Below are 21,174 nucleotides of genomic sequence, written 5' to 3' on the forward strand. Positions count from 1 at the left end.
CGATGGCTTCGACGCCGAAGGCGGCCGAGGGAATCGGATCGTCGCCGATCACGACAGCGCCTCGATCAAAGCGGACGACGTCGCGACGGCGCCGAACACGCCGCCCTGCATCTTGATCATCTTCAGCGCGTGGTCGTGATTGCCCTTGTCGGTGGCGCCGCAGCAGTCGGACAGCAGCACGCATTCGAAGCCGCGGTCGTTGCCCTCACGCATCGTGGTGTGGACGCAGACGTCGGTGGTGATGCCGGTCAGCACGATGTTCTGGATGCCCTTGAGGCGCAAGATCAGCTCGAGATCGGTGGCGCAGAACGAGCCCTTGCCGGGCTTGTCGATGATGATCTCGCCGGGCAGCGGCGCCAGATCCGGGATGATCTCCCAGCCGGGCTCGCCGCGCACCAGGATGCGGCCGCACGGCCCGGGATCGCCGATCCCGGCGCCGATCTGCTGCGAGCGCCAGCGCTTGTTGGCGGGCAGGTCGGAGAGATCGGTGCGATGGCCCTCGCGGGTGTGGATGATCAGGAAGCCCTGCGCGCGCATGACGGCGAGCAGCTTCTTGATCGGCTCGATGGGGGCGCGGGTCAGCGAGAGGTCATAGCCCATCTTGTCGACATAGCCGCCGACGCCGCAGAAATCGGTCTGCATGTCGATGACGATGAGGGCCGTGTTCTCAGGACGCAGATCGCCGTTGTAGGGCCAAGCATAGGGCTCGGAGCGGATGGTGCGGGTAGTCATATCAGTCTCCCGTAGTACTTGGGGCCGTGAGCACTTGATGACGTTGCGGCGCCAACTGGGGCCTCATGGTTCGAGACGCGTCGCAAGGGCGACGCTCCTCACCATGAGGGGAAGCGTTGCCGCCGCGGAAATAGTCCTCATCCTGAGGAGGCCGCCGCAGGCGGCCGTCTCGAAGGATGGCCGCACAAAGATTGTCTGCTTCAACGTGCATCGCATCGCCGGCTCGCATCACCGCGTGATCGACAGCTCGGCCGGCGCGCCGCTCAAGGTGCGTTTCGGCGAGCAGGTGATGATCATGATCAGCAAGGTCAGGATGTAGGGCGCGGCGTTGAACAGGTGATAGCCGGAGGTGACGCCGACCGATTGTAGCGCAGGCCCGAGCGCGGCGGCGCCGCCGAAGGCGAGCGAGGCCCACAGGCACAGCATCGGGTCCCAGCGCGCAAAGATGACGAGCGCGACCGCGGTGATGCCTTGTCCTGATGACAGGCCCTCGTTCCAGCTGCCGGGATAGAACAGCGACAGGAACGAGCCGCCGATGCCGGCGAGGAAGCCGCCCGCCATTGTGGCGCGCAGCCGGATCGCCAGCACCGAATGCCCCATCGCGCGCGCCGCGTCCGCGCTTTCGCCGGCGGTGCGGATCAGGAGGCCCCAGCGCGTCGTCTTGAACGCCCAGAACAGGATCGGCGCGAGCGCCACGCCGAGCAGGAACAGCACGTTGATGCGCAGCGCGGCGCGGACCTGCGGCACGTCGCTCCACCAGCCGAAATCGATCGCCGGCAATCGCGCGGCCGTGGGCTCGATCAGCGGCTTGCCGAGGAAGAAGGCGAGCCCGGTACCGAACAGCATCAAGGAGATTCCCACCGCGACGTCGTTGACGCGCGGCAGCGAGCAGATGCCGGCGTGCAATGCGCCGAGCAGCGCGCCGGTGAGGCCGGCGGCGAGCACGCCCAGCCATGGCGAGCCGGAGAGATAGGAGATGCCGTAGGCGCTCATCGCGCCCATCACCAGCGTGCCCTCGAGGCCGAGATTGATGCGGCCGGACCGCTCGGTGATGCATTCGCCGAGGCTGACGAACAAAAACGGCGTGGAGACGCGGATGGCGCCGCCGAGCACCGCGAGCGGGACGGTCCAGAGTCCGATGTTGCCGTCAGCCATGGCTCAGGACTTTCCCTTCAGAAACCCGATGCGCCCGTAGAGCGCGTCGCTCGCCAGCACGGAGATGAAGATGATGCCCTGCAGCACCAGCACCGAGGCGTCGGGCAGGCCGAGCCGGCGCTGCAACAGCCCGCCTGACGCGTTGATGCCGCCGAGCAGGATCGCCACGGGGATGATCGCCAGCGGATTCTGCCGCGCCAGGAACGCGACGAGAATGCCGGTGAAGCCGTAGCCGACGGCGAGGTTCGCATTGGTGCGGCCCTGAACGGCGGCGACTTCGACCATGCCGGCGAGCCCGGCGCAGGCGCCGGCGAGGAAGCAGACGGTGAGGATCAATTTGCCGACCGACAGGCCGACGATCTTGGCCGCGCGGATGTTGCCGCCGGCGACGCGCGCGGCGAAGCCGAAGGTGGTGTGATAGATCAGGATGTAGGACGCGACCGCCAGGATCAGTCCGAACACCAGGCCCCAATGCACGTCGGTGCCGGGGATGGTGCCGATCATGTTGGCAGCGCCGATTTCGCGCGTCGACGGCTTGTTGAGGCTCGCCGGATCGCGCATCACGCCTTCGACGAGATGGTTGAGGATGGCGAGCGCGATGTAGACCAGCAGCAGGCTGGAGATGGTCTCGTTGACTCCGCGATACTGCCTGAGACCACCCGACAGCAGGATCCACAATCCTCCACCCGTCATCCCGGCGATCACCATCGCGACCTGCACGACGAGCGGCGGCATCCCCTGCAGCGCGAGCGCCGCTGACGTTGCCGAGAGCGCCCCGATCAACAGCGCGCCTTCGCCGCCGATGATGACCATGCCCAATTGCGCGGGCAAAGCGGTGCACAGCGCGGTGAGGATCAGCGGCGCGGCACGGCTCAGCGTGTTCTGCCAGGAGAACCAGGTGCCGAACGCGCCGTAATACATGTACCAATAGAGGTCGAGCGGGTTCTTGCCGAACAGCGCGACGAAGATGCCGAACACCAGGAGCGCGACGACCAGCGCCGCGCCCGGAATCAGGATGTACTCGATTTCAGTGCCCCAGCGTTGCAGGAAGCCTGCATCGGCGGCCGGCGCGATGGCGGCCGCATCAACCGGATCGGCCGCCTCCGTGGTCACGACGTCGCTCCGATCACGCCCTCGACCAGATAGTCCATCTTCTCGAGCTCGGGATCCTTCTGGCCGCGCTCGGTGCCGGCGGTGATCACGGTGTTGCCCTTGTTGTCCTTCAGCGGGCCCTTGAAGATGGTGTAGCCGTCGCCGAGAAACTTGGCCTTGATCTCGTCGGCATGCTTGCGCGCCGGCTCGGACACGGCCTCGCCATAGGGCGACACCTTGACCAGCTCTTCCTTGAGGCCGCCGCGATAGAAGTTCGGAATGCTCTCGCCGGCGGCCAGCATCTTGACGAACTTCGGATAAAGCGCCTCCCAATTCCACTCGGCGCCGGTGAGATACGCCTTCGGCGCCAGCGGCGACTGGTTGACGTGATACCCGGTGACGAAGGCGCCGCGGCGCGCCGCGTTCTCGACCATCGTCTTCGGACCGTCGACATGGCATGTCAGCACGTCCACGCCCTGGTCGATCAGGCTGTTGGTGGCCTCGGCCTCCTTGACCGGCATCGACCAGTCGCCGGTGAAGATCACCTGCGTGGTCGCCTTGGGGTTGGCGAGCCGCGCGCCGAGCGTGAAGGCGTTGATGTTGCGCAGCACCTGCGGGATCGGCTTGGCGGCGACGAAGCCGAGCTTGCCGCTCTTGCTCGTATAGCCGGCGACGATGCCGGCGATGTACTGGGCCTCGTCGATGTAGCCGAAATAGGAGCCGGCGTTCTTCGGATCCTTCTCGCTCCACAGGCCGCCGCAGTGCTCGAAGCGCAGCTTCGGGTACTTCGCCGCCATCTTGATCATGTGCGGATTGTAGTAGCCGAACGAGGTCGGGAAGAGCAGCGTGGCGCCGTCGAGATTGATCATCGATTCAATCGTCTTCTCGACCGCGTCGGTCTCGGGCACCTTCTCCTCTTCAATGACCTTCAGCCCGGGCAGCTTCTTCAGCGCCGCCGCACCCTGCGCATGCGCCTGGTTGTAGCCGTAGTCGTCGCGCGAGCCGACATAGATGAAGCCGATCGTCGTCTCCGCCGCGAAGGCCGGCCGCAGGCCTGCGGCTGCGCCGAGCGTCAGCGCTGCGCCACCCTGCAACAGATGCCGTCGTGAAATCCTGCCAAAGTCCATTGGTGTGCTCCCTCGGCGAGCTATCGTGCCCGCGCCTCTCGGCTTCGCCGGCACGGCGCAGCCTCGGCGGGGATCGCAAGCTTCGTGCCAGGGGCTTTTGGCCCGGCAGGAAAGCTAAGCCACTGACGGACCACTGCTTTGTGATTGGCTGCGAATTGGGCAACGATTGCTGCCAACGAAATGTGGCCTATTTTTTAATCAATCGACTTCAATTGTATGCAACAAGTTCGGCAGAGCGAGACTTCCGTAGCGAGACCTCTGCGGTCAGCGCGCGTTCTGAAACGCGGTTGTGGTCCGGAGACGGGAAACGGGTCTACTCTCTCCACGTCATTGCGAGGAGCGCAGCGACGAAGCAATCCAGAGTCCCGTCAAGAGCCCTGGATTGCTTCGCTGCGCTCGCAATGACGGAGGAGACAGCGGCGCGCACGTGTACACACGCACGCTTGGCGAGGCCTTCTGTCACGTCGTGACGATGCGCCTCGCGCCGGTCAGATACCGAGCAGCCAGACCGCGACGATGGTGCCGATCACGGCGAGTCCGGAAATCGTCCAGCCCGTGACATAGGCGCCGTCGCCCGATCCCGCCGGATCGACCATCGTGTCGCGCCAGCTCTCGTCCTGCCAGTGCCCCTGTTGGTACGCCATGCGAACCTCCTCGAGCCTGCCTCCCCACGGAATAAGTCGGAGGCCCGGCCTGTGGGTTCAACCCCGAGGTGAAATTGTCTGTTCGTGCACTGCAATAGAGGTCGTTGACATCGGGTCTGGTCAGGTGCGCCAAACATCCTAAGCTGACGCCCGCGTTCCGAGAAGAGAACGAGCAAGTCGCCGGCGCCCGTCGCGTCGGCAGCAGGGAAGGACGACCGATGAAGGATTTTGCCGGCAGGATCGCCGTGATCACCGGAGGCGGCACGGGCATGGGCCGCGAGCTCGCCCGCCAGCTCGTCGCCGAGGGCTGCAACGTCGCGATGTGCGACGTCTCGACCGAGGCGATGGCCGAGACCAAGCGGCTGTGCGAGTCGGAGGGACTGCCGCAGGGCCTGCGCGTCACCACCCACGTCGCCGACGTCTCGATCGAGGCGCAGCTGCAGCGCTTTCGCGATGAGCTGATCGAGCAGCAGGCCACCGACAAGATCCACCTGCTGTTCAACAATGCCGGCATCGGCGGCGGCGGCAGCCTGTTCAGCAACTCGCGGGAGCAATGGGAGCGCACCTTCAACATCTGCTGGGGCGGCGTCTATCTCGGTGTCCGCACCTTCCTGCCGCTGCTGCTCAAGGCCGACGAAGCGCACATCGTCAACACCTCCAGCGTCAACGGCTTCTGGGCCTCGGTCGGCATGGGCGTCTCGCACACCGCCTACAGCGCCGCAAAATTCGCCGTGAAGGGTTTTACCGAAGCGCTGATCAACGACCTCCGCCTCAACGCTCCGCACATCAAATGCTCGGTGGTGATGCCCGGCCATATCGGCACCTCGATCGTCTCGAACTCCCGCAAGATGCAGAGCGGCACGGAGTCGGACGAGTTGAATGAGACCGAGATCGCCCAGGCCCGCCAGCGCATGAAGGGCATGGGCATCGACGTCGCCGCCATGAGCGACCAGGACATCCAGAACGCCGCCCGTGAGCGCGCCCGCAGCTTCCTCGAGGACGCCCCGACGACGGCGGCGCAGGCCGCCAAGATCATCCTCGACGGCGTGAAAGCCGAGCAATGGCGCATCCTCGTCGGCGAGGACGCCAAGCTGCTCGACATGCGCGTGCGCCAGACGCCGGAGCACGCCTATGAGCCGGAGTTCTTCCAGCGTTTTGCACAGGAGGCCGGGTGGAAGCTGGGGTAGGGGATTGCTGTTAGTTGTGGCTGGGCCTCGCGCCGCGATGGCGGTGAGCTCCCCTCCCCCTTGCGGGGAGGGGTCGGGGGTGGGGGTCCACGAGTCCCTCTGCCAATGATGAGATCGAACGCCATGGACGACAGCCGACGATCATTCGCCCGCCGCATGCGCGCCGAGCCGACCGAGGCCGAACGCGTCCTCTGGCAACGCCTTCGTCACGACATCAAGTTGGCTGGCTCTCATTTCCGCCGTCAGGCTCAGATCGGACCGTTCATCGTCGACTTCGTCAGCCGCAGAGCCAAATTGGTCATCGAAGTCGATGGCGGCCAGCATGATTGGAAGCAGGCGGAAGACGCCGCCCGTACAAAAGAAATCGAGGCGCTCGGATATCGCGTTCTTCGCTTCTGGAACAACGAGGTGCTGGGAAATATCGAAGGTGTACTCCACGACATTCAGCGCGCGTGGACCCCCACCCCCGACCCCTCCCCGCAAGGGGGAGGGGAGACGAGACCGCCGCGCCGTCCCCGCAGAACGCGGCGACCGAGCAAGGCTTGAGCGCGGCTTCAAAACGCCATTGCCTACCGCGACGACGCCACGCGATACGCCATCCGCGTATGGCTCGGGCAATAGGGCAGGCCGTCGATCGGCTTCGAGCCGCAGAAGCAGAAATCGTCTGCGCCGGGGGTCGAGATCGGCCAGCGGCAGCGTTCCTTGGAGAGTTCGAACAGCGAGCAGCCGTTCTCGACGGGGCCGGCGGGCGGCTCCTCGATCATGATCGGCGGCGGATCGTTGCTGACGCTGCGCAGGATGCGGCGGCGCAGTTTCGGCACCGGGCGGCGCGCGCCGTCGCGGGTGGTCTCGGCGCGCACCACGCGCCGGCTGTCGCCGCCATTGTCGCGCGTCAGCGCGAGGCGGGAGATCTTGCCGATCACGGCATTGCGGCTGACGCCGAGCTCGGCGGCGATCTCGCGGCAGGTCAGCCCGGCTTCAAAGTGCTGCTTCAGGGCCCGGAGGCGTTCCTCGGTCCAGGTGGGTTGGGTCTGTCGTTCGGCGGGCATTGTTGTCGCTTCCAAGTTTGATCCGTCCTGGATCGTCCTGGCCGACGGTCGTCCGAAACTGTCCGCTGATGTCCCTCGTTACGCCCGTCCGTTGTCGCGAATCGACAGCAGCCCGTCCTTGATGGCGAGCCGGATGCCTTCTTCAATCAACGTTCTGCAGACACCCGGAACGCTGGTGCCGTGGGTGCCCTGTTTCACGAGCTTTTCGAGATAGCCAATGGTTGCCAGGGCCAGGGTTACGGGGATGCGGTCAGTTTCGGCTTTTTCCGTCGCCATGCCTAAAAGCTAGTCCGTAACCGGTGTACAGAAAAGTAACTTTTTAGACTCTATTAGGAATCCAATAGGTTGTACAGCGTCCTGGGGATAAGTGGTTAAACTATTGAATTTTATAGAAATCTGACGAATCGGATCGGTCGCGGCGGTGACTCTCCGCGCGCTCGGCGAGTCCGGGTCCGGAATGGTACGGTGCACGAGCGGGTGGAGCGGATTCGCGGCGCAACCGACTGAACTTCGTCATGCGTCGGTCTCCCCGGCCGATCGGGTGTTCGCCCCGGTCGGCCTCGGCACGGCGAGTCGGGAACCGCGTCGAGCGGGGACGCGCTCGGCGATTTCTATAATCCAGAAAATAGTGCTTTCGCTTTTCCGGAAATCATGCTCTATTGCACGCATCCCGCCTCACTCGGAAGGGGCGTTGCGCGCGATCGTCACGACACGCGAGGCGGGGATGCGATGGCCGCGAGGAGCCGCAGCGTGTCCCTGGGATGCTCCTTGGGATGCGCGGACGAACGGCTCGGCGCGGACGCAAAAGCGTGTGGTCCTGGCGCCCCGAAGCTGGCGCCAAGTCCGCGGGTGATGATGATCCCGCTGACGACGGTGGCTATCAAGCCGGACACCGGGGAGAGCGCGCCATAAGCGTGAAAACCGTCGCGCAGGGAAGGCCGGGCGTTCTCGGCTGCACCTGTGGTACCTGCCGCCTGCATTTTTCTCGCAGGCGGGCCGCAGGCGTCAGCCGACGCCTGGCCTTCCCTGCGCCCTCCGATGTGTGAGGGTGAGATGTTGCAGCATGACTCGGACAGGATTGTCGCGAGACCGCGAACGTGTGGTCGCGCGTGTCTCCACTCGTGTCGATGAGTTGCTCCGCTCGCGCCTCACTCTCCGCCGTCGTCCCGGGCTTGACCCGGGACCCATAACCCCAGAGAGCAGTTGGCTTGCGCAGGTCCAACCACCTCGTGTCACCACGTCAGCCGGTGGTTATGGATCCCGGGTCAAGCCCGGGACGACGGCGGTGGGAGGGGCGCCAGCGTACGCTCCTGACTCCAATATCACCCGTGCACGACCGCCTTCGCGATCATGCAATGAATGCCCTTGGAGCCGTTGACCGTCTGCGTCACCCGCAGATCCGCTGCGAGGCTGCACAGCGTATAGGCGTCCTCGCGCGACAGATTGCGCTTCTCGCCCAGCAGCACGATCATGTCGCGCAGCGCCTTCACCACGCATTGGTCGAGATCCGGGTCCATCGCCATCGTCATGTAGTGCGTGGGCGTCTCGGCGCGCGGATAGTCGAAGCTCAGATCCTTGCGCACGGTGAGCCGGAAGCGGCCTTGGAGGGCGGTCTCGATCGCGGTGACGCAGACCTCGCCATCGCCCTGCACGCCATGGCCGTCGCCGCAGGAGAACAGCGCGCCCGGCACGAACACCGGCAGATAGAGCTTCGCGCCGGGCCTAAGCTCCTTGTTGTCGAGATTGCCGCCCATCGCGCGCGGGATCAGCGAGGTGATGCGGCCCCAGGCCGGCGGCGGCGCTACGCCCATCACGCCGAAGAACGGCGCCAGCGGCAGCTCCAGCCCCCAGGGCAGCCTGCCCACCATCCGCTCCTTGTCGAGCGGGATGTTCATCAGCCGGCTCTCGTGGAAATCGTCGGGCAGGGTGCCGGCCAGCGGACGGATGAAATTGTAGCCCCAGTCCTGGCGCAGCTGCACGTCGAGGATGTCGACCTCCAAGACGTCGCCGACCTCGGCGCCATGGACCGCGATCGGCCCCGTCAGGATGTGGCCGGGCACCATGCGCTCACTGCGCGCGTGAACGTCGAACAGTTCCGGCGGCACGTGGAATTTGCTGGTATCGGGCACCACGTCGGGCCCGCCGCTGATCGAGTCGATCGTGACCTCGTCACCGCTGTCGACCGTGAGCACCGGCTTCAGCCGGGATTCGAAGAAGCCCCAATGGCAGGTCTCGGGGCTGGCGTGCAGATGGTGATGGGCCATGGTCCTCTCATTCTCTCCGGTTCGGCCACGACCATAGCGCATTCAAAGCCCGCCGCAGAGAGATGGCGATGCATGGCGGCTGTCGTGTATGAGGACGGCCGTGGCATCTCACCCCGCGCCGGAGCTCGCAATGTTCTTTGTGCTGTCGAAGACGCTCGGCCTGCTGGCACTGCCGACCAATTTCATGATTGCGCTGGGCCTCGTCGGCGCCATCCTGATGTTGACGCGGTTCACCGTGCTCGGGCGCAGGCTGGTCGTCACAGCCATGCTGCTGCTGGCGATCGTCGGCCTGACGCCGCTCGGCAGCCTGATGCTCTCTCCGCTGGAGAGCCGGTTTCCGAAATGGGACCCGGCGAAGGGCGCGCCGGACGGCATCATCGTGCTCGGTGGTCCCGTCGATTCCGACCTCTCGGTGATGTACGGCATGCCGGTGACGGTGGCGGGCGCCGACCGGGTGATCCAGGCCGCGGTGCTGGCGCGGCGCTATCCGAATGCGCGCGTGCTGTTCACGGGCGGCAGCGCCAACCTGATCGCGACCGAGGCCAAGGAGGCCGACGTCGGCGCAGAAATCCTGGAGAGCCTCGGCGTGCCCAAGGAGCGCCTGCTGCTGGAGCGGCAATCGCGCAACACCTACGAGAATGCGATCTTCTCCAAGGCGATGATTGCGCCGAAGCCGGGCGAGCGCTGGCTGCTGGTGACCTCGGCCTATCACATGCCGCGCTCGGTCGGGCTGTTCCGGAAAGCGGGCTTTCCGGTCGAGCCCTATCCGGTCGACTGGCGCGTCGGCCGCGTGCTCGAATTCGACGGCATCTCGCTGCTCGGCCTGCGGCGCGCCGACATCGCCGTGCGCGAATGGGTCGGGCTCTTGGCCTACCGCCTGCGCGGTCGCACCGACGATCTGTTTCCGGGACCGACCTAGGCCGTCGTCGTGTTGAAGCCGGCGATCATCGCCGCCAGCTCGGTGCACACGGCTTGCACGACCGGCTCGAAGCGGCGACCGGCGTCCTGGCGGAACAGCCGCGCGCTCGGATACCACGGGCTGTCGTGGCGATCCCTGAGCCAGCGCCAGTCGGCGAGGTGCGGCAGCATGATCCAGGTCGGCCGTCCGAGCGTCGCGGCGAGATGCGCGGTGCTGGTGCAGACGGTGACGACCACGTCGAGACAGGACATCAGGGCCGCCGTTTCGGCAAAGTCGGCCAGATCAGCCGTGAGGTCGCGGATGCGGCTCTGCTGCGCGAGCAGCGCCCGGTCCGCTGGCCGCAGCTCTTTTTGCAGGCTGATGAAATCGGCGGCGACATCGAGCAGCGGCAGCAGCGTCGACAGCGGCATCGAGCGGTTGCCGTCGTTGGCCTGGTGCGGATTGCCGGACCAGACGAGGCCGACGCGCAGCCGGTCGTGCCCACCGAGCCGCTGCTCCCAGGCGGCGACGCGATCGGCCGGCGGCGGGGGCAGATAGTTGGCCGGTGGGATGGTGTCGAGCGTGGTGCCGAAGGCGAGCGGCAGGCTCATGATCGGACAATGCATGTCGAAGGCCGGCCGCTGCAGGTCCGGCGTGAAGGCGAGGCACTGCGACACGCCGTCGATGCCGGCCATCAGCCGCCGCAGCGGCTCGCGTACGACCAGGATCACCTTGGCGCCGCGCGCCGCGACCATCGGCAGATAGCGCGCGAACTGGATGTTGTCGCCGAAGCCTTCGTCCTCCTCGACCAGGATGGTCTTGCCGGAGATATCCTCCTGGCCCAACCATTTTGGCTGCGTGAAGCGCGGATAGTCGGGCGAGAAATCCGGCATGTTCCAGCGTGCCTCGCGGTGCGCCCAGCCGGCGGCATAGTCGCCGCATTGCAACTCGATATGGGCGAGCTGCCATTCTGCTTTGGCGTTGTCCGGTTCGAGCGCAAGGATCTTGCGGTAGACCGCGATCGCCTCCTCGAAACGCAGTGCTTGCAGCAGCGCGAAGCCCTTGTTGTGCAGTACGTCGACGAAGTCCGGTCGCAGCGCCAATGCCCTGTCGAACCAGACCAGCGCCTCGTCGATCCGGCGCAGGCAGACGAGGGCATCGCCGAGATTGTTGCAGACGAGCGCATCGTCGGGCGCCAGCGCCTGCGCGCGCTCGCAATCCGCCAAATAGTCGTCGTAGCGCTTCAGCTCGCGGACGCATCTGGCACGCATCTGCAGCGATTGCAGGTCGTTCGGCTGCTGCGCCAGGCACACCGTGAAGGCCTGCGCGGCCTCGTCATGGCGCTGCTGCTGATGCAGCAGCAGGCCGCTCTGGAATGCGGACTCCCGATGCGCGGGATCGATGGTGAGGGCATGCTGATAGCTCAACAGCGCCTCGGCGCCGCGATCCAGCGCCAGCAGCACGCCGCCCATGTGCTTCCACAATTCGGCGTCGGCGGGCCTGAGCTGGATCGCCTTGTCGAACACCGCGAGCGCATCGTCGAGCCGGCCCATCTGCTTGAGTGTGAAGCCGAGGCTGGTGAGATAGTCGATCTTCGGGCTCTGCCGGATGGCGCGCGAGAACCAGGCCACGGCGTGGTCGTGCTGCCCGGTCTGCAGCGCGATGATGCCCATCAGCGCAAGGCTGTCGGCGTGGGTCGGCTCGGCCGCCAGCGCCTGCTCGCAGCAAACCTGCGCGTCGAGCAGACGGCCGGCGCCGAGGTGGTGCAAGCCCGCCTCGTACAGGGCGGCCGGCGACAGAACGTTCGTTCCGCCCGGGCCGGCCGTTGCGCTCCTGGCGCCCTTCTTCCGGTCACTGCGGCTCATCGCGTCGTCCTGTCCAAGGATCGAAAATTCATAAGTGATTCCCGATGCATCGAGAAGGATCATAGTATGGCACGCGAGCCGGCGGGGCGGATTTGCTGGCATCATCAGGTGCGAGGGTCTAACAAGCGCTCCGAAGTCGAACCACGCAATGCACGGGCAGACGGTGCGGCAGGGAGGAAACGCCACATGCAACAGCCGAACGCGGCAGACAGGCTGGACCTGGCGGCCATGGTGGCCGATCTCAACAGCCTGCTGCGGCTGAAGACGACGGTGATCGGCATCAAGATGTTCGCCCGCGTCGAGGACATGGAAGCGATCGAGAGGATCCGCCGTCCCAACGCGGTGCACACCACAGACCAGATCGTCAGCATGGCGTCGCGGCTGGGCTGGACCGTCGGCATCACCGGCGATGACCTCGTTGGCGCGCAGTGCCGCGCGGTGGTCGGGCTCGGCCCGCAGGACGAGGCCTGGCTCGAGGGCGCGAACTATGTCGGAGTCTGGCACGGCACCGCGGAGGACGCCCGCAAGCGGCAGCAGGCGCTGGATGTCGTGCCGTTCGGGCAGTATCAGGCGATGGCGGTCAGCCCGCTGGCGAGCGGCCGGCTGGATCCGCCGAATGTCTGCCTCGTGTACGCGACGCCGGGACAGATGATCATCCTGATCAACGGCCTGCAATATGTCGGCTACAAGAAGTTCGAATGGGGCGTCGTCGGCGAGACCGCCTGCGCCGATTCCTGGGGCCGCGCGCTGAAGACCGGCGAGCCCAGCCTGTCGCTGCCGTGCTTCGCCGAGCGCCGCTACGGCGGCGTGCCCGATGAAGAAATGTTGATGGCGCTCAAGCCGGCCGATCTTGCCAAGGCGATCGCCGGCATGAAACAGCTGGCCAGGAACGGCCTGCGCTATCCGATCGCGCCCTACGGCATCCAGAACGACGTCCGCGCGGGAATGAATGTGTCTTACGGGAAGAAATGACATGCGCCGTCATTGCGAGTGCAGCGAAGCAATCCAGGGCTGTGGACGGCACTCTGGATTGCTTCGTCGCGGCGCTCCTCGCAATGACGGGGCATTGAAATCGCAGCTGATCGCTAGGGAACAAGAATGACGTCATCCAAATTCGACCTCGTCGTCTACGGCGCCACCGGCTTCACGGGCAAGCTCGTCGCCGAATATCTCGCCACGCATTATCGCGGCGACAGCTCGCTGCGCTGGGCGATGGCCGGCCGCAGCCTGGACAAGCTCGCGGCCGTCCGCGACGAGATCGGCGCGCCCGGCGACACGCCGCTGATTGCGGCTGATGCGTCCGATCCGGAGTCGCTGAAAGCCATGGTGGCGCAGACCAAGCTGGTACTGACCACCGTCGGTCCCTATCAGCTCTACGGCAACGAGCTGGTCGCCGCCTGCGCCGAGACCGGCACCGACTACGTCGACCTGTGCGGCGAGCCGGTGTGGATGCGGCAGATGATCGACAAGCATCAGGCCGCCGCGGAGAAGAGCGGCGCGCGCATCGTGTTCTCCTGCGGCTTCGATTCGGTGCCGTTCGAGCTCGGCGTCTACTTCGTGCAGCAGCAGGCCAAGAAGGTGCTCGGCGCAGCGGCGTCGCGCGTGAAGGGCCGCGTCCGCGGCATGAGCGGCACCTTGTCGGGCGGCACCGCCGCCAGCGCCAAGGCGACGTTCGATGCGGTGGCCAAGGATCTCAGCCTGGTATCGGTCCTCAAGGATTCGTTCGCGCTGACGCCGGGCTTCAAGGGTCCGAAGCAGCCCTCCGGCAACAAGCCCGCCTATGAGGAGGATCTGCAGTCCTGGACGGCGCCGTTCATGATGGCTCTGATCAACACCCGCAACGTCCACCGCTCCAACATGCTGATGGGTTTTCCGTACGGCCAGGACTTCGTCTATGACGAGATGGTGCTGACGGGACCCGGCGAGAAGGGTGAGGCCAACGCCAAGAAGGTGATGGCGGCCAACGCCGAGAAGACCGGCCCGAACGCGCCGAAGCCGGGCGAGGGGCCATCGAAAGAGGAGCGCGACAACGGCTACTACAACCTGCTCTTCGTCGCGATTGGCCCCGACGGCCGCCAGGTCCGCGCCACCGTCAAGGGCGATCGCGACCCCGGCTACGGCTCGACCTCGAAGATGATCAGCGAATGCGCCGTCGGCCTGCTGCGCGACGGCGCCAGTGTGAAGGGCGGCTTCTGGACCCCGGGCGCGGCGCTCCGGGACAGCCTGATCAAGCGGCTGGTCGACAAGGCCGGGCTGACGTTCACGGTGGAGGATTGATCGACAGCAGAGGCGAGCCGATCCCTGCGGATCGGCTCGCGGCCTGATGCGCGCGGGTGGCGGCGATCATGCCCCACATCGTGCCGAGCATCAGGAAGAAATGCCGCCAATGGTCGGTGTCGATGATGAAGCTCTCGCCGACGGTGCCGAGAAAGGCCGCGAACACGGCGATGTAGGTCCGCTGCCACGGCACGCGCACGAACAGATAGCGGAAGCCGAGAATGACGGTGGTGAACACCAGAGCAGGATAGCAGATGCCGGACAGCCAGCCGCCCGACATGAAGGCGTTCAGATAGGAATTGTGGGTGTCCTCGGGGAAGTAGTTGTGGAACTGCAGCGGCCCGATCCCGAACGGCAGATCGAGCGCCATGTCGGCGCCGAGGATGTGGCGTCCGAAGCGTCCGAAGCGGCCCTCGTCATAGCTCTGGTCGAAGCTCGCCCGTTGCTTGAACATGTCGGCGATGGAGTCGATGGAGAGCAACACGCCGATCAGGACGACGCCGGCGGCGGCCGCGGCGAGCGTCATGAGGATGATGCGGGAGCGCTCTCGTGGCGATGTGCTGGTCAGCACCATCAGCACGAGCATGAAGGCGGCGGTCAGCACCAGGCCGCCCCAGGCTGCGCGCGAGAATGCGAGCAGGATGCCGAGCGCGATGATGCCGAACGCGAAGCTGGCACGCAGCGTTGCGGCGAGGCGTGCCGTGACCACGTTCTGCAATGCGAGCAGCGCGGGCAGGATCAGGAACGCGCCGAGCACGTTCGGGTCCTTGAAGGTGCCGCGCGCGCGGCCGTAGAGAGTGAGCAGGTCGTAGCCGCCGGGCACCAGGTGGAAATAGCCGGCGACGCCCGCGAGCGCCGCGATCGCGCCCCCGATGACGAGGCCGCGCCGGAGCATGTCGAGGCGCGCCGCGGTGTCATCAGAGGTTGCCAAGGCGAGGAACAGCGCCGTGAAGGCCATGTACCAGGAGGTCGCGATCCAGGTTGCGATCTTGGAGTCATCGAGCAGCGGAACGGCGCTGATCGTGTATCCCAGATTGACCAGGAACAGCAGCAGGAGAAGAGGCAGGAAGACCAGCCGCAGTCGCATCCCGGTCGCGATGAAGACCGCCGCGGAAGCAAGCGTCACGACCTCATAGGGACTGGGCTCGATGAACACGATCGCGCCGGACGCGCCGGCCAGCCAGAGGAGCCCGCGCTGCAGAGCGACCACGCCCGGAGGGGCGATGGATCTCGACGAAAAGTCTCCGGCTGCCGCCGTCATGGCCATCGCGAACTCACACTCATACGCAACGCGCGGCGGGACCGACCTGACACAAGCACGAAGCGGACTGGCTGCCGCTCCGGATCCCGGAATTTAGTAAGCGTTCTCGCTCTTGGTCATCAGCGCCAGCGGCGTCTTGAGCAGGATGTAGAGGTCGAACAGCACGGACCAGTTCTCGATGTAATACAGGTCGAACTCGACGCGCTTCTGGATCTTCTCCTGGTTGTCGATCTCGCCGCGCCAGCCGTTGATCTGCGCCCAGCCGGTGATTCCCGGCTTCACGCGATGGCGGGCGAAATAGCCATCGACGGCCTCGTCGAACATCCGGTTCTGCAGCTTGCCCTGCACCGCATGCGGCCTGGGGCCGACGAGCGAGAGGTTGCCCTTGAATACCACGTTGAAAAGCTGCGGAAGCTCGTCGAGGCTGGTCTTGCGGATGAAGCGGCCGACGCGGGTGACGCGCGGGTCGTTCTTGGTGACGACCTTGGACGCAGTGGGATCGGCCTGGTGGTGGTACAGCGAGCGGAACTTGAAGACGTCGATGCGTTCGTTGTTGAAGCCGAACCGCTTCTGCCGGAACAGCACCGGGCCGGGGCTGTCGAGCTTGATCGCGAGCGCGACGAGGGCCATCACCGGAAGCGCCAGCAGCAGGATCAGCCCGCCGACCAGCCGGTCGAACAGCTGCTTCATCACCAGATCCCAGTCGGTGATGGGAGCCTCGAACACGTCGAGAGTAGGGACTGCGCCGAGATAGGAATAGGAGCGCGGCCGGAAGCGCAGCTTGTTGGTGTGGGCCGACAGACGGATGTCGACCGGCAACACCCACAGCTTCTTCAGCATGTCGAGGATGCGGGTCTCCGCCGAGATCGGCAGCGCGAACAGCACGAGGTCCACGCGGGTGCGGCGGGCGAATTCGACGATGTCGTCGACCTTGCCGAGCTTCGGCGCGCCGGCGCAGGTCTCGAGCGATCGCGAGTCGTTGCGATCATCGAATACGCCGAGGATTTCGATCTCGGAATCGTCTTGTGCCTTCAGCGCGCGCACCAGGTCCTCGCCGCTCTGGTCGGCGCCGACGATGATGGTCCGGCGGTCGAGGCGGCCATGCTTGGCCCAGCTGCGAATGAGATTGCGCAGCACGACGCGGCTCGCGATCAGCGCGCCGAGCCCGACGAAGAAGAAGGCGGCAAGCCAAAGCCGGGAGACCTCGCTGCCGATCTTGGCGAAGAAGGAGAGGCCTATGAACAGCAGGAAGACGAAGCAGTAGGAGGAGATCATCCGGGTCATCTGCCGCACCTGGGCGCGGAAGACCTGGATCTGATAGATGTCCGCTGCCTGGAAGCAGACCACGGCGCTCACCGCGAGCCCGATGATCGCCGCGAGGTACTCCCAATGGAAGCCGCTGAGCGGAACGACGTAGCCGAAGTAAACGATGCTGCCGACGACGCTCAGCAGCACGAAATCGGTGATGCGGACGATGCCGGCGAGGACGATCGGAGAATAGGCGCGGTGAACTTTCTCATTGGCGACGGCCAGCGCAGCAGGCGACAGGCGTCGGCGCCGTTCAACGGCCGGCTGTCCGGCCCCGGCGGTCGATGCGGCCGTGGCCGCAGCAGCATCCAGCATCGAGCGAGCGTTGATCGGTTCCACAGTCGTACAAGCCCGGATTATGTCTGTTAGTATTTGTGGTCATGTAAGCGCTGATAGCGCCGGGGGAAATTCCCCACCGGCGGGATTAAAGGGCAAATCGGAAGAAACGGTTAGCGATGGTAAATGGGGTCAGGTCTTGGTAAATGCTTCGCGGTAGCTGTCGAGCACGCCCTCGACCATTGCCTTCTGCGAAAAGTGCTGGAAGACGCGTTCGCGCAGAGCTCTTGCACGAAGCTGCGCGGTAGCGGGATCGTCGAGCGCGGCTGCGATCGCGTCCGCAAGGGCGTGAACGTTGCTCGGCGTGAACAGCGCCTCGCTGTGCGGGCCGAAGATCTCCGGAATGCCGCCGGTCCTGGCGGCGATCATCGGAACACCGGCCGCGCCAGCTTCGATGACGACGTAAGGCATGGAATCGCCGCGCGAGGGGACGACGAGCAGACGTCCCTTGGAGAAGCCATCGCGGGCCCGGACATGTCCGATGAAGCGGACCGAGGACGTCAGACCAAGACGGTCCACCTGCGCCTTGAGGCGGGGCATCTCCTCGCCGTCGCCGCCCAGCGTGAGCGTCAGCGCCCTCCCGCCCGCGCGCAATTGGGCCACGGCGTCAATCAGGAGATCCGCACCCTTGATGTGCCGGAACTCGCCGACATAGGCGAGGTCGGTTTGATCGGCGGCCGGCGTCACGGGGTCGAATTCGCCAGCCGTCACGCCGTTGAAAACGCAATGAACGAGGCCCTGGGGATGGCCGATCATGCGCTCATAGGTGTCGCGAGCGAAGACGCTCTCGAACAGGAACAGGTCGGTCCTGTTCATCAGCGCCCGTTCCAGGCGTCCGTAAAGCGCGCCCTTGAGCGTGTCGCGCGGGTAATGCAGGGAGCCGCCATGCGGAGTGTAGATGCGGATCGTGCCGGGCCGATGCGGAAGCAGGCGGACGAACGCACCCGCCTTCGCGCCATGGCCGTGCAGGACGTCCGGGCCGAGCGTGCGCGCCAGCCGATAGAACCGGCTCAGTGCCATGACGTCGGTCGGCCAGGGCTCGCGATGAATCGGAACGCGATGGACGCCGAGCGTCAATCGGGGCGCAATCTGCGCCAGCGCCGCATCCGCGCGCGCTCCGCCCGTCAGGCTGTCCGCGACGATGCCGACATCGTGGCCGCGATCGACCTGGCCGTTGGCAAGGTCGAGGATGTGTCGAAAGATGCCGCCGACCGGAGCTCTCACCGCATGAAGGATCTTCAAGGGCCTGTCCACTGACGGCGCCGTGCCGCGCTGGTCCGCGCCGTCGGCCGGCACGTGCCTTTGCCAGGCGCCGCTGCGCGAGCTGATCGGACGGCTGGCGGATAGAGGAAGCACGGGCGCCTCTCGTCGCAATTCCTGGGACGTGTCTCTAGTCTGAATAGATCGTTGATGGTTAACAAAGCCTCACTCGACATCAAGCGAAGTTGGTCCGTTGCCGTCGTTGTGACGATCTGGCGCAACGCTCTCTCAAGGATGATGTGACGTACGATGACGATTATCCTGCAATGGCCGGCTTACGCCGGTCCGATTAACCCGTCAGCAACCTTAATAGAGTGTAATCGTACCACGTAGGGTAGCAGCGTGGCGTAGGTCGCGGGAGTGGATGATGCGGTTGGCGTTCTGGCGTGCCGACAAGAAGGTTCGGGCTGACGAGGCGTCCGTTCCACCGCGGACGAACGAGCCTGCATCGGTGGAGCCCGTTTCATCCGGCGATCTCGACATCCGTCTGGTCGGCCGGGCGCTGGCGCGAAAGCGTGGCTTCATACTGCTGCCGACGCTGCTCGCATTGGCCTTGGCGGTCACCGCGGTCAACATGATCACGCCGCGCTACAAGTCGGAGGCGCGCATCCTGATCGACGGCCGCGAGAACGAGTTCTTGCGAACCCGAAGCGAGCGGCTCGAAGAGCGGACTGCGCTCGATGCCGAGGCGGTGACGAGCCAGGTGCAACTGGTGCTGTCGCGCGATCTGGCTCGCGACATCATCAAGCAGAACAAGCTCGGCGAGCTGCCGGAGTTCGATCCCGTGCTGCGCGGTGTCTCGCCGCTGAAGTCGATCGCCGCGATGATCGGGCTGGTCAAGGATCCTCTGGCGATGACGCCGGATGAGCGGGTCATGGATGCCTACTATGAACGCTTGACCGTCTATGCCGTGGACAAGTCGCGTGTGCTCGTCGTCGAGTTCCAGTCGCAGGATCCGACGCTCGCGGCTCAGGTCGCCAACTCCATCGCCGACGGCTATCTGGTCGTCCAGCAGAACGCACGTCAGGCGCAGGCGAAGTCCGCGAGCCAATGGCTGGCCGGTGAGATCCAGGGCCTGCGCAAGAAGGTCGAGGACGCGGAAGCAAGGGTCGAGGCGTTCCGCGCCAAGGGCAATTCGTTCACGGGCACCAACAATACATCGCTGTCCAACCAGCAGATGGGTGAGACCAACACCCAGCTCAACAACGCGCGCACGCGCAAGTCCGACGCCGAAGCTAAGGCGCGGCTGATCCGGGAGATGCTGCAGGGCGGCCAGCCGATCGAGGCCTCCGAGGTGCTCAACTCTGAAACGATGCGGGTGCTGCAGGACCGGCGCGTCGCCCTGCGGGCACAGCTTGCCGAACAGTCCTCGACCTTGCTCGATGCCCATCCGCGCATCAAGGAGCTGAAGGCGCAGATTGCCGAGGTCGATCGTAACATCCGCGACGAGGCCGGCAAGATTTCCCGCTCGCTCGACAATGATGCGCGGCTCGCCGGCGCGCAGGTCGATTCGTTGAACGCGAGCCTGGAGCAGGCAAAGAAGCAGGCGTCCTCGACCAATGACCAGGACGTCAAGCTGCGGGCGCTGGAGCGCGAGGCGAAGTCGCAACGCGATCTGCTGGAGGCCTACCTTGCCAAATACCGCGAGGCCGATACCCGCGTTTCGCTCGACACCCCGGCCGCGGAAGGACGGATCATCTCGCGGGCGGTGGTCTCGAACACGCCGGCGTATCCGAAGAAGCTGCCGATCGTGCTGATCGCGACGCTGGCGACCTTGATGCTGACGTCGGGAGTCGTCATCACCGGTGAGCTGCTGCGTCTCACGGCGCCGCGCGCGTCGAGCCCCGCGCCGGCAATGGGCAACATGGCCGACGTCATGGTGCTCGCCGCGCGCGTCGAGCCGATGATCGCCACGCGGACGGTCGCCGCCCCTCTGGCCGTTTCGCCGCCCCCGACGCCAACCGCGGTCGAGCTTGCGCGTCCGTCTCCGATCCCGTCTCCGGCACCGGCCGAGATGCCGGCGCCCGAACCGGCCGAGGCGACGCCGCGGCCATCGAGCGAGCTCGAGCTGTTGACATCGGAGCTGCTCGCGGCAGGCGGGAGCGCGCGCAAGATCACCGTGCTGGGCACCGCCGGCAGCCAGGCCGTGACCGCCACCGCGCTGTCGATCGCGCGCATGCTGGCGGTGCAGGCTCGCGTGGTGCTCGTCGACCTCGCGGGCAGCCCCCAGATGCTCGCCGGCCTCTCGGTCGATCCGGCCGCGCCCGGCCTGATCGAGCTGATGCTGGGCGAGGCGTCGTTCGCCTCGATCATTACCAAGGACCAGGCTTCGCGGTTGCACATCGTCAATGCCGGTCGGCCGGGCGCCGACCGCAATCAGCTGCAGTCGCCTCGACTGGCGCTCGCCATCGACGCGCTGCTGCGAGTCTATGACCACGTGCTGCTCGACGCCGGCAACGCCTCCGACCTGCCGGCAGAGCTGCTGACCGCAGGCGCGCGCGCCGTCGTCGTGCCCGATCCCAACATGTCCGCCGAGGCGCGTAGCCAGATGACCGAGCAGCTGCGCGAGGTCGGCTTCGGTGCGGTCACCATGCTCAGGGCGCCGGCCTTGGACGCCAACCATAGTCAGCCGGGACGTCGCGGCGTCGCCGCCTAGGATCTGTACTCATAAATGGATTCCGTTAGCTGACGAACGGTGATTCACTCCCCTTAGGTGATT

18 protein-coding genes are annotated in these 21,174 nt (G+C 65.8%); 6 read left to right on the forward strand and 12 right to left on the reverse strand.

Features of this window, described 5'->3' with window-relative positions:
* Positions 1-48: 48 nt before the first annotated feature.
* The 5 genes from biuH to HL666_RS23805 all read right to left on the reverse strand — a co-directional run bounded on the left by biuH (position 49) and on the right by HL666_RS23805 (position 4,750).
* A complete protein-coding gene (gene biuH / locus HL666_RS23785) occupies positions 49-732 on the reverse strand; it encodes a biuret amidohydrolase (RefSeq protein ID WP_172109701.1) in 684 nt (227 codons plus the stop codon).
* A 228-nt stretch (positions 733-960) separates the two neighbouring features.
* Entirely contained in the window at positions 961-1,887 is a 927-nt protein-coding gene (locus HL666_RS23790) for an ABC transporter permease (RefSeq protein ID WP_172132693.1), read from the reverse strand.
* A gap of 3 nt (positions 1,888-1,890) precedes the next feature.
* On the reverse strand, positions 1,891-3,000 hold the full coding sequence (locus tag HL666_RS23795) for an ABC transporter permease (RefSeq protein ID WP_172109699.1): 1,110 nt from the start codon (positions 2,998-3,000) through the stop codon (positions 1,891-1,893).
* Positions 2,997-4,106, reverse strand: a complete 1,110-nt coding sequence (locus HL666_RS23800; RefSeq protein WP_172109698.1) for a BMP family ABC transporter substrate-binding protein — start codon at positions 4,104-4,106, stop codon at positions 2,997-2,999. Before HL666_RS23800 ends, HL666_RS23795 begins: the two co-directional genes overlap by 4 nt.
* 488 nt (positions 4,107-4,594) lie before the next feature.
* Complete coding sequence (locus HL666_RS23805) at positions 4,595-4,750, reverse strand: hypothetical protein (protein ID WP_172109697.1); 156 nt, start codon at positions 4,748-4,750, stop codon at positions 4,595-4,597.
* A gap of 218 nt (positions 4,751-4,968) precedes the next feature.
* Here HL666_RS23805 and HL666_RS23810 point away from each other — a divergent pair, with 218 nt between their 5' ends.
* Positions 4,969-5,937: an SDR family NAD(P)-dependent oxidoreductase gene (locus HL666_RS23810; RefSeq protein ID WP_172132692.1), complete on the forward strand. Its 969-nt coding sequence runs from the start codon at positions 4,969-4,971 to the stop codon at positions 5,935-5,937.
* Positions 5,938-6,093: 156 nt separating this feature from the next.
* Positions 6,094-6,483 (forward strand): endonuclease domain-containing protein, encoded by a 390-nt coding sequence (locus HL666_RS23815; RefSeq protein ID WP_246739084.1) that lies wholly within the window; start codon positions 6,094-6,096, stop codon positions 6,481-6,483.
* 23 nt (positions 6,484-6,506) lie between these two features.
* Here HL666_RS23815 and HL666_RS23820 read toward each other — a convergent pair whose 3' ends face one another.
* From HL666_RS23820 to HL666_RS23830, 3 genes are all read right to left on the reverse strand, one after another.
* Complete coding sequence (locus HL666_RS23820; protein WP_172183939.1) at positions 6,507-6,986, reverse strand: GcrA family cell cycle regulator; 480 nt, start codon at positions 6,984-6,986, stop codon at positions 6,507-6,509.
* Between the two features lie 78 nt (positions 6,987-7,064).
* Positions 7,065-7,262 (reverse strand): hypothetical protein, encoded by a 198-nt coding sequence (locus HL666_RS23825; protein ID WP_006614936.1) that lies wholly within the window; start codon positions 7,260-7,262, stop codon positions 7,065-7,067.
* A gap of 1,046 nt (positions 7,263-8,308) precedes the next feature.
* Complete coding sequence (locus HL666_RS23830) at positions 8,309-9,250, reverse strand: acetamidase/formamidase family protein (protein WP_172183941.1); 942 nt, start codon at positions 9,248-9,250, stop codon at positions 8,309-8,311.
* 130 nt (positions 9,251-9,380) lie between these two features.
* Between HL666_RS23830 and HL666_RS23835 the strand changes: the two genes are divergently transcribed.
* Entirely contained in the window at positions 9,381-10,169 is a 789-nt protein-coding gene (locus HL666_RS23835) for a YdcF family protein (RefSeq protein ID WP_172183943.1), read from the forward strand.
* Here the strand turns inward: HL666_RS23835 and HL666_RS23840 are convergent.
* Positions 10,166-12,013 carry a tetratricopeptide repeat protein gene (locus tag HL666_RS23840; protein ID WP_172183945.1) on the reverse strand — a complete coding sequence of 616 codons (1,848 nt, stop codon included), beginning with the start codon at positions 12,011-12,013 and terminating at the stop codon, positions 10,166-10,168. The genes HL666_RS23835 and HL666_RS23840 overlap by 4 nt on opposite strands.
* Positions 12,014-12,199: 186 nt before the next feature.
* Between HL666_RS23840 and HL666_RS23845 the strand changes: the two genes are divergently transcribed.
* The gene (locus tag HL666_RS23845) at positions 12,200-12,985 is read left to right on the forward strand and encodes a DUF169 domain-containing protein (RefSeq protein ID WP_172183947.1); all 786 of its coding nucleotides are present in this window, start codon (positions 12,200-12,202) and stop codon (positions 12,983-12,985) included.
* Between the two features lie 126 nt (positions 12,986-13,111).
* Entirely contained in the window at positions 13,112-14,290 is a 1,179-nt protein-coding gene (locus HL666_RS23850; protein WP_172183949.1) for a saccharopine dehydrogenase family protein, read from the forward strand.
* On the opposite strand, the gene HL666_RS23855 is transcribed toward HL666_RS23850, so the two are convergent.
* From HL666_RS23855 to HL666_RS23865, 3 genes are all read right to left on the reverse strand, one after another.
* The gene (locus HL666_RS23855) at positions 14,274-15,557 is read right to left on the reverse strand and encodes an O-antigen ligase family protein (protein WP_172132685.1); all 1,284 of its coding nucleotides are present in this window, start codon (positions 15,555-15,557) and stop codon (positions 14,274-14,276) included. The genes HL666_RS23850 and HL666_RS23855 overlap by 17 nt on opposite strands.
* A gap of 87 nt (positions 15,558-15,644) precedes the next feature.
* The gene (locus HL666_RS23860; RefSeq protein ID WP_172109687.1) at positions 15,645-17,174 is read right to left on the reverse strand and encodes an undecaprenyl-phosphate glucose phosphotransferase; all 1,530 of its coding nucleotides are present in this window, start codon (positions 17,172-17,174) and stop codon (positions 15,645-15,647) included.
* A 153-nt stretch (positions 17,175-17,327) separates the two neighbouring features.
* Positions 17,328-18,437 carry a glycosyltransferase family 4 protein gene (locus HL666_RS23865; protein ID WP_210262055.1) on the reverse strand — a complete coding sequence of 370 codons (1,110 nt, stop codon included), beginning with the start codon at positions 18,435-18,437 and terminating at the stop codon, positions 17,328-17,330.
* Between the two features lie 385 nt (positions 18,438-18,822).
* Here HL666_RS23865 and HL666_RS23870 point away from each other — a divergent pair, with 385 nt between their 5' ends.
* Entirely contained in the window at positions 18,823-21,111 is a 2,289-nt protein-coding gene (locus tag HL666_RS23870; protein ID WP_172183951.1) for a GumC family protein, read from the forward strand.
* The last annotated feature ends 63 nt before the right edge of the window (positions 21,112-21,174 follow it).

Origin of the sequence: Bradyrhizobium aeschynomenes (genome assembly GCF_013178945.1) — a bacterium.
GTDB lineage: Bacteria > Pseudomonadota > Alphaproteobacteria > Rhizobiales > Xanthobacteraceae > Bradyrhizobium > Bradyrhizobium aeschynomenes.